Source organism: Bradyrhizobium diversitatis, from assembly GCF_016031635.1.
Classification (GTDB): domain Bacteria; phylum Pseudomonadota; class Alphaproteobacteria; order Rhizobiales; family Xanthobacteraceae; genus Bradyrhizobium; species Bradyrhizobium diversitatis.
On the sequence record NZ_JACEGD010000003.1, the window covers coordinates 49,959 to 62,578 of the forward strand.

At 65.3% G+C, this 12,620-nt stretch carries 13 protein-coding genes; 2 read left to right on the top strand and 11 right to left on the bottom strand.

What is annotated here, in order from left to right; genetic code table 11:
* Window positions 1–53 precede the first annotated feature (53 nt).
* From H1B27_RS03235 to nth, 3 genes are read right to left on the bottom strand one after another with little or no spacing between them, the layout of a single operon-like run.
* The gene (locus tag H1B27_RS03235; protein ID WP_197964987.1) at window positions 54–1,682 is read right to left on the bottom strand and encodes an MFS transporter; all 1,629 of its coding nucleotides are present in this window, start codon (window positions 1,680–1,682) and stop codon (window positions 54–56) included.
* Window positions 1,669–2,796 carry an HlyD family secretion protein gene (locus tag H1B27_RS03240; RefSeq protein ID WP_197964988.1) on the bottom strand — a complete coding sequence of 376 codons (1,128 nt, stop codon included), beginning with the start codon at window positions 2,794–2,796 and terminating at the stop codon, window positions 1,669–1,671. The genes H1B27_RS03235 and H1B27_RS03240 overlap by 14 nt, the downstream gene beginning before the upstream one ends.
* Window positions 2,797–2,849: 53 nt before the next feature.
* Window positions 2,850–3,602: an endonuclease III gene (gene nth / locus H1B27_RS03245; protein WP_197964989.1), complete on the bottom strand. Its 753-nt coding sequence runs from the start codon at window positions 3,600–3,602 to the stop codon at window positions 2,850–2,852.
* A gap of 22 nt (window positions 3,603–3,624) precedes the next feature.
* On the opposite strand from nth, the gene H1B27_RS03250 reads away from it, so the two are divergent.
* Both H1B27_RS03250 and H1B27_RS03255 read left to right on the top strand, forming a co-directional pair.
* Entirely contained in the window at window positions 3,625–4,158 is a 534-nt protein-coding gene (locus H1B27_RS03250; RefSeq protein WP_197964990.1) for a DUF2244 domain-containing protein, read from the top strand.
* 54 nt (window positions 4,159–4,212) lie between these two features.
* Window positions 4,213–5,109, top strand: a complete 897-nt coding sequence (locus H1B27_RS03255; protein ID WP_197964991.1) for a methylated-DNA--[protein]-cysteine S-methyltransferase — start codon at window positions 4,213–4,215, stop codon at window positions 5,107–5,109.
* Between the two features lie 40 nt (window positions 5,110–5,149).
* On the opposite strand, the gene H1B27_RS03260 is transcribed toward H1B27_RS03255, so the two are convergent.
* The 8 genes from H1B27_RS03260 to dnaK all read right to left on the bottom strand — a co-directional run bounded on the left by H1B27_RS03260 (window position 5,150) and on the right by dnaK (window position 12,438).
* A complete protein-coding gene (locus tag H1B27_RS03260; RefSeq protein WP_197964992.1) occupies window positions 5,150–5,773 on the bottom strand; it encodes a 2,3-bisphosphoglycerate-dependent phosphoglycerate mutase in 624 nt (207 codons plus the stop codon).
* A gap of 22 nt (window positions 5,774–5,795) precedes the next feature.
* Window positions 5,796–6,611, bottom strand: coding sequence for a 4-hydroxy-tetrahydrodipicolinate reductase (gene dapB, locus H1B27_RS03265; RefSeq protein WP_197964993.1), 816 nt, complete (start codon window positions 6,609–6,611; stop codon window positions 5,796–5,798).
* Between the two features lie 156 nt (window positions 6,612–6,767).
* Window positions 6,768–7,079 carry a DUF1330 domain-containing protein gene (locus H1B27_RS03270; RefSeq protein ID WP_197964994.1) on the bottom strand — a complete coding sequence of 104 codons (312 nt, stop codon included), beginning with the start codon at window positions 7,077–7,079 and terminating at the stop codon, window positions 6,768–6,770.
* A gap of 19 nt (window positions 7,080–7,098) precedes the next feature.
* Entirely contained in the window at window positions 7,099–7,809 is a 711-nt protein-coding gene (gene pyrF, locus H1B27_RS03275) for an orotidine-5'-phosphate decarboxylase (RefSeq protein ID WP_061880006.1), read from the bottom strand.
* Window positions 7,810–7,815: 6 nt separating this feature from the next.
* Complete coding sequence (locus tag H1B27_RS03280) at window positions 7,816–8,394, bottom strand: NADPH-dependent FMN reductase (RefSeq protein WP_194390641.1); 579 nt, start codon at window positions 8,392–8,394, stop codon at window positions 7,816–7,818.
* 57 nt (window positions 8,395–8,451) lie between these two features.
* Window positions 8,452–9,051, bottom strand: a complete 600-nt coding sequence (locus tag H1B27_RS03285) for a class I SAM-dependent methyltransferase (protein ID WP_028178941.1) — start codon at window positions 9,049–9,051, stop codon at window positions 8,452–8,454.
* An 88-nt stretch (window positions 9,052–9,139) separates the two neighbouring features.
* Complete coding sequence (gene dnaJ, locus H1B27_RS03290) at window positions 9,140–10,276, bottom strand: molecular chaperone DnaJ (RefSeq protein WP_061880008.1); 1,137 nt, start codon at window positions 10,274–10,276, stop codon at window positions 9,140–9,142.
* A gap of 260 nt (window positions 10,277–10,536) precedes the next feature.
* Window positions 10,537–12,438 (bottom strand): molecular chaperone DnaK, encoded by a 1,902-nt coding sequence (gene dnaK / locus H1B27_RS03295; protein ID WP_025033017.1) that lies wholly within the window; start codon window positions 12,436–12,438, stop codon window positions 10,537–10,539.
* Window positions 12,439–12,620 lie beyond the last annotated feature (182 nt).

Genomic DNA, 12,620 nt, shown 5'->3' on the forward strand with positions numbered 1-12,620 from the left:
GGGAGAGGTGACCACCCGCCTCGCGCGAGCGAACGAACCAACCATCACCGCATTCAGGCGGCCCGCACACCACACTTTCGCAGCAGCATCCTGGCGAAGCCGAACAGCGCCGGCGTGAAGGGACCCGTCGGCGCGCGGGTGACCAGCGCGACGATTGCGAGCGCGGCTATCGCGAGCCAGAAGCAGAGCCAGAAGCCGTCGATATAGGCGAGCACATTGGCCTCGCGCTGGACGATGCCCGCCAGCGTGCCGACCGCGCGCGGCTGCGCCGATCCTGTGCCATGGGCGGCGAAGTGGTCGGCGAGTTGCTGCAGCCTCTGCACCACATCGACATCGCCGACCGCAAGGTTCTGGCCGAGATAGAAGGAATGGACCTGCTCGCGCACGCGCAGCCAGGTGCCCATCAGCGCCACGCCGATCTCGGCGCCGCCGAGCCGCATGATCTGGATATAGGCGGCAAAGGAGGTGGCGCGGCTGGGATCGGAGTTGGAGAGCAGCGTGATGATCAGCGGCAGCAAGGTCAGCGACTGCCCGATCGCCTGGAGCAGCACGATGCCGGCGAAGTCCTCGCGCGCCCAGTCGTGGTTGAGTTGCGTGCCCCAGAGATTGGCCGCGGCGAAGCAGGCAAAGCCCACGACGATCACCGTCCGCGTATCGAAATGCCGCAGCAGCCAGATCGAGACCGGCACCAGCACGAACATCGGCAAGGCGCCACAGATGAGCAGCAGCATGCCGCTCTGCTCCGGCCTGAGCAGCGCGATGGTGGCGAGGAAGTTCGGCACCAGCGACGCATTGGACAGGCTGGTCAGCGTGTAGAGCAGGATCAGGACCAGTCCCAGGCCGATGTTGCGCGAGAACAGCACGTTGACATGTGCCCAGGGCTGCCGCACCAGGGACTCGTTGACGAGGAAGGCCAGAAACAGCACCGCGCCCGCTGCGAGCAGTGCCATCACCGTGCCGGAGCCGAGCCAGTCCAGCCGGTTGCCCTGGTCAAGCCCCGCATAGATCATCGACACCGAGGCGCCGAGTAGCAGCATGCCGCCCCAATCGGCCTCGCGCAGCAGCGCGCGGTTCACCGGCTCGTTCGGCGTGCCCAGATAGACCATCAGGCCCATCAAGGGTGCGATCACCACGCCCTGCCAGTACAGCCATTGCCAGCCGAGATGGTCGACATAGAAGCCGACCAGCGAGGTCGAGGTGTCCAACGCGAAGCCGACGCGGATCGCATAGATCGAGATCGCCGGCAGCCACCAGCGGATCGGCAGATTGCGGAACACGATCATCAGCGTCGCCGGCACGAAGGTGCCGAGCAGGAGACCATGCACGACGCTGAGCGCAAGCAATGTCGGATAGTCGTGCACGAACGGAATGATGAACGAGACGGCGGCATAGACGAGGCTGGGGATGCCGAGCACGCGGCGCAGGCCGAACACCGTGGCAAGCCAGGCCACCGCAGGCGCGATGAAGATCTGCGAGCCGATGCCGGCGGTCGAGAGCCAGGCGCCCTCGTCGAAGCCGAGCGAGAACGCGCCGCGCAGGTCCGGCAGGCCGACCGTGGTCAGCCGGCTGTCGAAATTGGCAAGGAACGAGCCGAGCAGTACCGCCGCGACGGCGAACAGGGGCTGCGGCGCGACGCCGCCGCGCGAGAGCGGTTCGCGGCTGGCATCGTCATTTTCGGCCATTCGCGGCCTTCGTATCGATGCTGGTGACCACCGACATGCCCGGCACCAGCCGCGCCAGCAGCGGCTGGTCGTCATCGAACTGAATGCGCACGGGAATGCGCTGCACCACCTTCGTGAAATTGCCTGTTGCGTTGTCGGGCGGCAGCAGCGCCACCTGTGCACCCGTCGCCGGCGCAATGCGCTCGACCCGGCCGCGCAGCTTCTCGCGCGGGAAACTGTCGACGGTGATCTCGACCGGCTGGCCCGGTGCCACGTGCGTGAGCTGGGTCTCCTTGTAGTTCGCGATCACATAGACCTTGGGCAGCGGCACCACGTTGATGAGGTTGGTGCCGATATTGACGTAATCGCCGGGCTGCACCTGGCGCTCGCCGACAACCCCGTCGAACGGCGCGGTGATCCTCGTGTATCCAAGCTTGAGCTTCGTACCCGCCAGCGTCGCCTTGGCCGCCTCGACATCGGCGGCGCGCTGCTTCCTGGTGCCTTGCAGGACTTCGAGCTGGTGCTGCTGGGCCGCGATCACGGCGCGGCTCGCGCGCACGTCGGCCTGTGCCTTGGCGTAGGCGGCCACCGCCTGCTCGAGACGCTGGCGCGTGCCGGACTCGCTCTGCGACAGCGATTGCTGACGCTCCTGCTCCTGCCGTGCCTCGACCTCCATGGCCTCCGCAGACAGCCGCGCGGCCTGCGCCTGCGCGATCGTCGCATATTGCAGCTCGATCTGGTTGGCGAGATTGTCGAGCGCGGCTTGCGCCGCGGCGACCGCAGCTTCGGCCTGCGCGACTTGCGCCTCGTAATCGGCGGGATCGATCTGGATCAGGAGGTCGCCGGCCTTGACGCGCTGGAAATCGGTCACCCCCACGCTGAGCACTTCACCCGAGACGCGGCTCGACAGCCGCGTCAGCTCGGCGCGCACATAGGCGTCATTGGTGGTCTGGATCACCGCATTGCCGACCCATTCGTCGAAGCGCAGCGTTGCCAGCGCGACGAAGGCGAGCGCGACGATGACCGCAAACAGCGGGATCGCGAGCCGGCTCCAGAGCGGCGTGGCCGGCCGCTGTGTCGGCTTCGGCGGTGGGGCCGGTGATGCGGGTGGTGCGTTCTGTTCTTGTTGACTCACGAGATCACCTCAACCCGGCGCTGCTAGAACACAAATCCCGCCTTGTCATTAGATCACACCGTCTTCTCCGGCCACCGGCAGAGATCGTTGATCAGGCACACCTCGCAGCGCGGCTTGCGCGCGAGGCAGGTATAGCGCCCGTGCAGGATCAACCAATGATGGGCATGCAGCATGAATTCTGCCGGAATGACCTTTTCGAGACCGAGCTCGACCTCGAGCGGCGTCTTGCCGGGCGCAAGTCCGGTGCGGTTGCCGACGCGGAAGACATGCGTGTCGACCGCCATGGTGTGCTCGCCGAAGGCCATGTTGAGCACGACGTTGGCGGTCTTGCGCCCGGCGCCGGGCAGCGACTCGATCTCGGCACGCGTGCGCGGCACCTGGCCGCCGAATTCGCTGAGCAGCTTCGCCGACAGCGCGATCACGTTCTTCGCCTTGGTGCGATAGAGGCCGATGGTCCTGATGTACTCGCGCAGGCGCTCCTCGCCGAGATCGAGCATCTTCTGCGGGGTGTCCGCGACCTCGAACAATGCACGCGTCGCCTTGTTGACGCCGGCGTCGGTCGCCTGCGCCGACAGCACCACCGCGACCAGCAGCGTGAACGGATTGACGTGCTCGAGCTCGCCCTTCGGCTCCGGATTGGCCTTGCGGAAACGACTAAAGACCTCGTGGATCTCGGCCGGCGTCCAGGGTCTTGTGGCTCTGAGCGATCTCTTCGCGGGCGCTTTCGGTTTGGCCGCGACCGGTTTTGCCTTTTTCTTCGGCACCGCCGCTTTACGCGGGGCCGGCTTGCGGGTGATTTTCGCCATGATCGGGATATACTGATGGACGATGAGCACAGGCAACGAAATTGAGCGCGCGCGATCTGAAAGTGAGGATGAGCCTCAGATCTTCTCCGCGCTGCTGACGCCGCACCGCTCGCTGAACCGCACCGGCTTCCTCGCCGTGATGCTGTTCCTGAGCGTCGTCAGCTTCGTCACCGGTCTCGCCTTCCTGATGATGGGCGCCTGGCCGGTGTTCGGCTTTTTCGGTCTCGATGTGCTGGTGATCTGGTGGGCCTTCAAGGTCAATTTCCGCGCGGCGCGGGCCAGCGAGGAGATCGTGGTGACACCGTCGGAACTGCGCGTGCGGCGCGTCAGCCATCGTGGCCAGGTTGCCGAATGGGCGTTCAATCCGCTCTGGGTCCGGCTCGACCAGGAGGTCGACGAGGAATACGGCATCGAGCACCTCTATCTGATCTCGCGCGGCCGCCGGCTGCTCATCGCCGGGTTTCTCGGGCCAGAAGAAAAAGCAAGCTTTTACAATGCGTTGGTCGGAGCCCTGAACGCGGCGCGGCGTGGGCCGACCTATAATCCGGTGACCTGAGCACAGTCGGAAATCGGGTGGTTTCGAGCCACCCCTTCTCCTACATTTCCGGCCATGATGACCCTCGCGATACATGACCAGCGCCTGGCCAAGCCGGGCACCCAGAACGCCGCGTTGCGCGACTATGATTCGGTGCGCCGGGCGATCGCCTTCATCTCGGCGAACTGGCGCGCGCAGCCGACCATCGAGGCGATGGCGGATGCCGCCGGCGTCACGCCGGACGAACTGCACCATCTGTTCCGCCGCTGGGCTTCGATCACACCGAAGGCCTTCATGCAGGCGCTCACCCTCGACCACGCCAAGAACCTGCTCAGGGATTCCGCCAGCATCCTCGACGCGGCGCTCGACTCCGGCCTGTCGGGCCCCGGCCGGCTGCACGATCTCTTCGTCACCCACGAAGCGATGTCGCCGGGCGAATGGAAGAACGGCGGTGCCGGCCTCACCCTGCGCTACGGCTTCCATTCCTCACCATTCGGCACCGCGATCGTGATCGCCACCGATCGCGGCCTGTCAGGCCTCGCCTTCGCCGATCACGGCGAGGAGAAGATTGCGCTCGCCGACATGACGCGGCGCTGGCCGAACGCCACCTATGTGGAAGATCACGAAGGCACCGCACCGCTCGCAGCGCGTGTCTTCGACCCCAAGCTGTGGCGACCGGACCAGCCACTGCGCGTGGTCCTGATCGGCACCGATTTCGAGGTGCGGGTGTGGGAGACGCTGCTGAAGATCCCGATGGGGCGTGCGGTGTCCTATTCCGACATCGCCTGCAACATCAACAGCCCGAAGGCCTCGCGCGCCGTTGGCGCCGCCGTCGGCAAGAACCCGGTCTCCTTCGTCGTGCCCTGCCACCGCGCGCTCGGCAAGAGCGGCACGCTCACCGGCTATCATTGGGGCATCACCCGCAAGCAGGCGATGCTGGGCTGGGAGGCCGGGCAGCTGGGGCTGCAGTAGGTCTTCTCCCTCTCCCCGCATGCGGGGACAGGCGAAGAAATCAACCCGCCAGGTCCAGCTTCGACGCCACCGTCGAATCCGCATTGAGCCGGTAGATGATCGGCACGCCGGTGGCGAGCTCGCGCTTCAGGATGCCCTCGGGCGAGAGCTTCTCCAGCACCATGATCAGCGCGCGCAGCGAGTTGCCGTGGGCGGCGACCAGGGTGCGCTTGCCGTTGAGCACGGCGGGCAGGATCTCCTGCACGTAGTACGGCAGCGCGCGCGCGAGCGTGTCCTTCAGGCTTTCGCCGCCGGGCGGCGGCACGTCGTAGGAACGGCGCCAGATCAGCACCTGGTCCTCGCCCCATTTCTTGCGCGCATCGTCCTTGTTGAGACCGGAGAGATCGCCGTAATCGCGCTCGTTCAACGCGAGGTTCTTCGAGGTCGGAAGATCGGTCTGGCCGAGCTCGGCGAGGATGAGATCCAGCGTGTGCTGCGCGCGCGTCAGGACCGAGGTGAAGGCGACGTCGAACACGAGACCCTGTGCCTTGAGCTTGCGGCCGGCTTCCTTGGCTTCGTTCACGCCGAGCTCGGTGAGATCAGGATCCTTCCACCCCGTAAACAGGTTCTTCAGATTCCATTCGCTCTGGCCGTGGCGCACGAGCACGAGAAGACGTTCGCTCATTGACTGCTTTCCGTTTGCTCAATCAGAAATCGGCGAGGCCGAGCACGTCGGCCATCGAGTAATGCCCCGGCGCCTTGCCATGCGCCCACAGCGCCGCCTTCAGCGCACCATGGGCGAACAGCATGCGGTCCTCGGCCTGATGCGACAGCGTCAGGCGCTCGAACGGGCCGAGGAAGGTGACGCTGTGGTCGCCGGCGACGGTGCCGCCGCGCAAGGAGGCGAAACCGATATTGCCCGGCTTGCGCGCGCCGGTGATGCCGTCGCGCCCGCGCTCGGAATGGTCATCGAGGGTGACGCCGCGGCCGCCGGCTGCGGCCTGGCCCAGCATCAGCGCCGTACCCGAGGGCGCGTCGACCTTCATGCGGTGATGGGTTTCGACGATCTCGATGTCGAAGCTCTGATCGAGCGCCTTGGCGACGCGCTTGACCACGGCGGCGAGCAGGTTGACGCCGAGGCTCATATTGCCCGACTGCACCACCACCGCGCGATTGGTGACGCTCTTGATCACGGCGTTGTCGGAGCCGGACAGTCCGGTCGTGCCGATGACGTGGACGATGCCGCGCTCGGCGGCGATCGCGACATTGGCGATGGTCGCCGCCGGGACGGTGAAGTCGAGGATGCCGTCGGCATCCCTGGACATCGCCCAGAGATCGGCGGACAGCTTGATGCCGTTGGCCGGCAGGCCTGCGAGCACGCCGGCATCCTTGCCGAGCAGCTCCGAACCCGGCGCCTCCAGTGCGCCCGCCAGCACCGCGCCCTTGCTCTCGGCAATCGCCCGCGTCAGCGCCCGGCCCATCCGGCCGCCGGCTCCTGCAACAATCAAGCGCATGTCGGACATGGTGTGATCCTCTGAGCCGCCGTTGTAGCGGGGGGATGCAGTTCCGGCAACCGAGGGGGATCATAGGCCGTCATTCCGGGATGGTCCGAAGGACCAGACCCGGAATCTTGAGATTCCGGGTTCGATGCTGCGCATCGCCCCGGAATGACTGCAGCCTCAGCCCTCCTGCGGCTGCGGGCCGTCATAGCCTTCGATGATGATGAGGTCGGCGACCGAGTGCGGCTGGCGCACCTTGATGTTGGCCTGGTACTCCGGTGAATTGTAACAGGCGAGCGCGGTCTCGTAGTCCGGAAATTCAATCACGACGTTGCGGGTGCGGCTGGCGCCTTCGACGGTGGTGAACTTGCCGGCGCGAACGACGAAGCGGCCGCCCCATTTCTTGAAGATCGGACCGTTGGCGACGGCGTAGGGCTTGTAGCCCTCGTCACTGCTCACATCGACACGCCCGATCCAGTAGCCCTTTGCCATTGCTCTTCTCCCTTGTTGATTAGCTGAGCGCTTGCACGATCTCGGCCTGGATTGCGTCGGCCGCCGCCTTGGGATCGGAGGCCTCGAGGATCGGCCGTCCGACGACGAGATAGTCGGCGCCCGCCGCGATCGCACGACCCGGTGTCATGACGCGCTTCTGGTCGCCGGTCGGTGCGCCCGCCGGACGGATGCCGGGCGTGACGAGGCTCATCTGATGGCCGACGATCTTGCGCAAGGCACCGACCTCTTCCGGCGAGCAGACGAGTCCATCGATGCCGAGCACCTGTGCCTGCTGTGCGCGCGCTTCGACCAGATCGGAGACGCCGAGCCGATATCCGGCCGCGTGCAGGTCGTCGTCATTGTACGAGGTCAGCACCGTGACCGCGAGAATCTTCAAGCTCGATCCGCCACGCCCTTCGACCGCCGCCTTCATGGTCTGCGGATAAGCGTGGACGGTGAGGAAGGTCGCCCCCAGCCTGGCGACACTCTCGACACCGCGCATCACGGTGTTGCCGATGTCGTGCATCTTGAGATCGGCAAACACTTTCTTGCCCTCGCCGGCGAGCTTGCCGATCAGCGGCAGGCCGCCGGCATAGGCCAGCTGATAGCCGATCTTGTAGAACGTGACGCTGTCGCCGAGCCTTGCGACCATCGCCTCCGCAGCCTCCGGGCTCGACACGTCGAGCGGAACGATCAGGCGGTCCTTGGGGGCGATCTCGGCTGGCGTCATGTCACCTCACATCATGCGTTGGGAAACGTCGATCAACTGCGCTACCAGCTCCTTCAACGCGGCGATATCGCCCTCGTTCTTCAGCCTGTCCATATCGTCATAGGCCTGGTCGGCAAAGGCGAGCGTGAGCTGGCTGGCAATCACATTGGCGTGGCACGAGGAGAGGATCAGCCGCAAGGCCTGGAGCGCGCGGGCAGCACCAAGCCGGCTCTGCGAGGCGCCGGCAAGCGCGAAGACGCGGTTGCGGAACACCTCGCCGCGCGCCTCGTGCAGCTCGTGCACGCGGCTGACCCAGTCGATCGCGTTTTTGAGCAGCGGCGGCACCGAGGCGTTGTATTCGGGCGAGACGATGAGGATGCCGTGATGGGCGCCGATCATGCGCTTGAGATTGATGGCGTGCTTGGGCACTCCGGATTTGGCCTGGAGATCGCCGTCGTAGATCGGCAGCGGAAAATCGGCCAGCGAGATGCGGGTGACGTCGACGCCGGCCTGAGCGAATTCATACGCGGCGAGCGCTGCCAGCTTCGCATTGTGCGAGCCGGTGCGCAGCGAGCCGGGAATGATCAGGATTCTGGGCGCGGACATCCAATCCCATGCGTTCGGCGAAACGGGCCCGCCGCGCTAAAGGAGGAGCCGGCGGAATTAATCCTTGCGATACACCCAGACGCGGGCCGGCGGAAGGTTCATCCAGATCCGTTCCGAAGCCTCTGTGGACACGCCGTGCAGCGATTTCGGGATCGGCGGCACCACCGCATAGGTGAACTGGATGAAGGGCGCGCCGGGCGCGAGCGCGGTGAAGGCGTCGCGAATGAGCCGCAGCCGCGTCAGCATCGGTTTTGTGACGAGCGGCAGGCCCGATACGACAGCGCTAGCCGGCGCGCTCAAGACATTCCAGAGCGTGTCGCGGAGGCGATAGGCATCGCCCTGCACCACCTTGGCTTGTGGGTAGCGATCGCGCAGCAGCGCGCAGAAGCCGGGATTGTATTCGACGAGGACAAGACGCTTCTGATCGACGCCGCGCTCGATCAAGGCCGAGGTGATGGCGCCGGTGCCGGGTCCGAGCTCGACCACCGGTGCGTCCGAATCGACATCGACGTAATGAGCCATGGTCCGCGCCAGCAGCTTGCCTGACGGCATGACCGCGCCCATGTGCAGCGGCTTTTCGATCCACGACCTGAGAAAGCGCACCTCGTCATCGAGTCGAGGCTTCTTCAACGCACGCGCGGACGATGGCAATGGCATGTTGGGACCGGACGGGACCGCGGGACCGCGGCGTGTCAGAAAATGGTCATAAAGACGTATAGGCCGAAGACGGTACGGTCAAGACAAGTCAACTCGCCCGATTACCGAAGAAATCCTTGACCTTGGCGAAGAAACCCTCGGATTCCGGCTGGGTGTTGCCGGAGGAGAGCTTGTCGAACTCGGCCAGCAATTCCTGTTGCTTCTTGGTGAGATTCTGCGGGGTCTCGACCACGACCTGGACATACATGTCGCCCATCTGGCGCGAGCGCAGCACCGGCATACCCTTTGATGCAATGCGGAATCGGCGGCCCGACTGGGTTCCGGCGGGCACCTTCACCTTGGTCTTGGCCTTCTCGATTGTCGGCACCTCGAATTCGCCGCCGAGCGCGGCCGTCACCATCGAGATCGGCACGCGGCAATGCAGATCGGCGCCGTCGCGTTGGAAGAACTGGTGCTGGGCCAGCGACAGGAAGATGTAGAGGTCGCCGGGCGGTCCGCCGCGGACTCCGGCCTCGCCCTCGCCGGCGAGCCTGATCCGTGTGCCGTCCTCGACGCCTTGCGGAATGTTGACCGACAGCGTGCGCTCGCGGGTGACCCGGCCCTGGCCGGCACAGGCCGGGCAGGCGTCCTCGATCATCTGGCCGCGGCCCTGGCAGCCGGGACAGGTGCGCTCGAGCGTGAAGAAGCCCTGCGACTGCCGCACGCGGCCGGCGCCGCCGCAGGTGGAGCAGGTCTTCGGCTTGGTGCCGGCCTTGGCACCGATGCCCGAGCAGGCCTCGCAGGTGACCGAGACCGGGATCTCGATTTGCGCGGTCTTGCCGCCAAAGGCCTCCTCGAGGGTGATTTCCATGTTGTAGCGCAGGTCCGCCCCGCGCTCGCGGCCGCCGCGGCCGCGCTGACCGGCCATGCCGAACAGGTCTTCGAAAATGTCGGAGAAAGAGGAGGCGAAGCCCGCACCGAAACCGGCAGCGCCGCCAAAGCCGCCGCCCTGCTCGAACGCGGCGTGGCCATAGCGGTCGTAGGCCGCGCGCTTGTCCTTGTCTTTCAGGACCTCGTAAGCCTCGTTGATTTCCTTGAACTTGACCTCGCTGGTCTCATCCCCGGGATTGCGGTCGGGATGGAATTTCATGGCCAGCTTGCGGAACGACGATTTCAGCCTGGATTCGTCGGCGTCGCGTTCGACTTCGAGGGTCTCGTAATAGCAGCGCTTGGTGGACGTGGACATGCTGAGCTCGGTCTATCCAATCGCGATTCAAGTTGGCGCGGAACAACGCTGACATACGGCGATATAAGAGCCCTTCGACCTTGCGGCAGAGGGCAGCATGGCAGCGCTGAGAATAACGGCTGGGAATTGATCGATCGTAACGGGGCCGACTTCGAGGGAGTCTTGGCCCGTCCGCCCCGACGCGACGGCCTCCCCCGCGAGGGAGGAGGCCGGTAGCGCGTGTGGGGTCCAGGTCGCCCGCATCGTCACCCTCTCGGGGCTTAAGCGGACTTCTTGTTGTTCTTGTCGTCGTCGACCTCGGTGAATTCCGCATCGACGACGTCGTCCTTGGCCGCATCCTTCTTGGCGTCGGCCTCGGCCTGCTGCTTGTACATCGCCTCGCCGAGCTTCATCGAAGCCTGCGCCAGCGTCTGGGTCTTGGCCTTGATCGCCTCGGCATCGTCGCCCTTCAGCGCTTCCTTAAGGTCGCTGACGGCATCCTCGATGGCGCGGCGCTCGCTCTCGGCGACCTTCGAACCGTGCTCGGCCAGCGCCTTCTCGGTCGAATGCACCAGGCCGTCGGCCTCGTTCTTGGCGGTCACGGCCTCGCGGCGCTTCTTGTCCGCCTCGGCATTGGCCTCGGCGTCCTTGACCATCTTCTCGATGTCGGCTTCCGACAGACCACCCGAGGCCTGGATGCGGATCTGCTGCTCCTTGCCCGTGGCCTTGTCCTTGGCCGAGACGTTGACGATGCCGTTGGCGTCGATGTCGAAGGTCACCTCGATCTGCGGCATGCCGCGCGGAGCCGGCGGGATGCCCATCAGGTCGAACTGGCCGAGCATCTTGTTGTCGGCCGCCATTTCACGCTCGCCCTGGAAGACGCGGATGGTGACGGCATTCTGATTGTCCTCAGCCGTCGAGAACACCTGGCTCTTCTTGGTCGGGATCGTGGTGTTGCGGTCGATGATGCGGGTGAACACGCCGCCCAGCGTCTCGATGCCCAGCGACAGCGGGGTCACGTCGAGCAGCAGCACGTCCTTGACGTCGCCCTGGAGCACGCCGGCCTGGATCGCGGCACCGATCGCCACGACTTCGTCCGGATTGACGCCCTTGTGCGGCTCCTTGCCGAACAGCTGCTTCACGACTTCCTGGACCTTCGGCATGCGCGACATGCCGCCGACCAGCACGACTTCGCCGATCTCACCGGCGGTGACGCCGGCATCCTTCAGCGCCTTGCGGCAGGGCTCGACGGTCTTCTGGATGAGGTCGTCGACCAGCGCCTCGAACTTGGCGCGGGTGAGCTTCATCGTCAGATGCTTCGGGCCGGTCTGGTCCGCCGTGATGAACGGCAGGTTGATCTCGGTCTGCGTCGTCGAGGACAGCTCGATCTTGGCCTTTTCAGCGGCTTCCTTCAGGCGCTGCAACGCAAGCTTGTCGTTGCGCAGGTTGATGCCCTGCTCCTTCTGGAACTCGTCGGCCAGATAGCCCACGAGGCGCATGTCGAAGTCTTCGCCGCCGAGGAAGGTGTCGCCGTTGGTCGACTTCACCTCGAACACGCCGTCGCCGATTTCGAGAATGGAGATATCGAAGGTGCCGCCGCCGAGGTCGTACACGGCGATGGTGCCGGCCTTGGTCTTGTCGAGACCATAGGCGAGCGCGGCCGCGGTCGGCTCGTTGATGATGCGCAGCACTTCGAGGCCCGCGATCTTGCCGGCGTCCTTGGTCGCCTGGCGCTGGGCGTCGTTGAAGTAGGCGGGAACGGTGATGACGGCCTGATCGACCTTCTGGCCGAGATGGGCTTCCGCGGTCTCCTTCATCTTCTGCAGGATGAACGCCGAGACCTGCGAGGGCGAGTAGGTCTGGCCGTCGGCCTCGACCCAGGCGTCGCCGTTGGAGGCTTTCACGATCTTGTACGGGACGAGCTTCTTGTCCTTCTCGACCATCGGATCGTCGTAGCGGCGGCCGATGAGGCGCTTCACTGCGAAGAAGGTACGCTCGGGATTGGTGACGGCCTGGCGCTTGGCCGGCTGGCCGACGAGGCGCTCACCGTCGTCCGTCACGGCGACGATCGAAGGCGTCGTGCGCATGCCTTCGGAATTCTCGATGACTTTCGCGTTCTTGCCATCCATCACGGCGACGCACGAATTCGTGGTGCCGAGGTCGATCCCAATGACCTTTCCCATGGTCCTGATACCCTTCTTTTTGCGGCAGGTTGGCTGGGCCCAGAAGGCACCCGAACCGAAACCCCCTAAGATCAAACATCCGCGATATTGCGATGATTGAGGCTCATATAGGAGGGGGGGAGGGGCCCGCAAGGACCGAAGCTACGTTTCTGCCGCGAAAACATTGGGTTTTGAAAGATGAT

Excerpts from the sequence above, each read along its gene's own strand:
- H1B27_RS03235 (WP_197964987.1), bottom strand. The coding sequence starts at position 1,682 with ATGGCCGAAAATGACGATGCCAGCCGCGAACCGCTCTCGCGCGGCGGC.
- nth (WP_197964989.1), bottom strand. The coding sequence starts at position 3,602 with ATGGCGAAAATCACCCGCAAGCCGGCCCCGCGTAAAGCGGCGGTGCCG.
- H1B27_RS03250 (WP_197964990.1), top strand. The coding sequence starts at position 3,625 with ATGAGCACAGGCAACGAAATTGAGCGCGCGCGATCTGAAAGTGAGGAT.
- H1B27_RS03255 (WP_197964991.1), top strand. The coding sequence starts at position 4,213 with ATGATGACCCTCGCGATACATGACCAGCGCCTGGCCAAGCCGGGCACC.
- H1B27_RS03260 (WP_197964992.1), bottom strand. The coding sequence starts at position 5,773 with ATGAGCGAACGTCTTCTCGTGCTCGTGCGCCACGGCCAGAGCGAATGG.
- dapB (WP_197964993.1), bottom strand. The coding sequence starts at position 6,611 with ATGTCCGACATGCGCTTGATTGTTGCAGGAGCCGGCGGCCGGATGGGC.
- H1B27_RS03270 (WP_197964994.1), bottom strand. The coding sequence starts at position 7,079 with ATGGCAAAGGGCTACTGGATCGGGCGTGTCGATGTGAGCAGTGACGAG.
- pyrF (WP_061880006.1), bottom strand. The coding sequence starts at position 7,809 with ATGACGCCAGCCGAGATCGCCCCCAAGGACCGCCTGATCGTTCCGCTC.
- H1B27_RS03280 (WP_194390641.1), bottom strand. The coding sequence starts at position 8,394 with ATGTCCGCGCCCAGAATCCTGATCATTCCCGGCTCGCTGCGCACCGGC.
- H1B27_RS03285 (WP_028178941.1), bottom strand. The coding sequence starts at position 9,051 with ATGCCATTGCCATCGTCCGCGCGTGCGTTGAAGAAGCCTCGACTCGAT.
- dnaJ (WP_061880008.1), bottom strand. The coding sequence starts at position 10,276 with ATGTCCACGTCCACCAAGCGCTGCTATTACGAGACCCTCGAAGTCGAA.
- dnaK (WP_025033017.1), bottom strand. The coding sequence starts at position 12,438 with ATGGGAAAGGTCATTGGGATCGACCTCGGCACCACGAATTCGTGCGTC.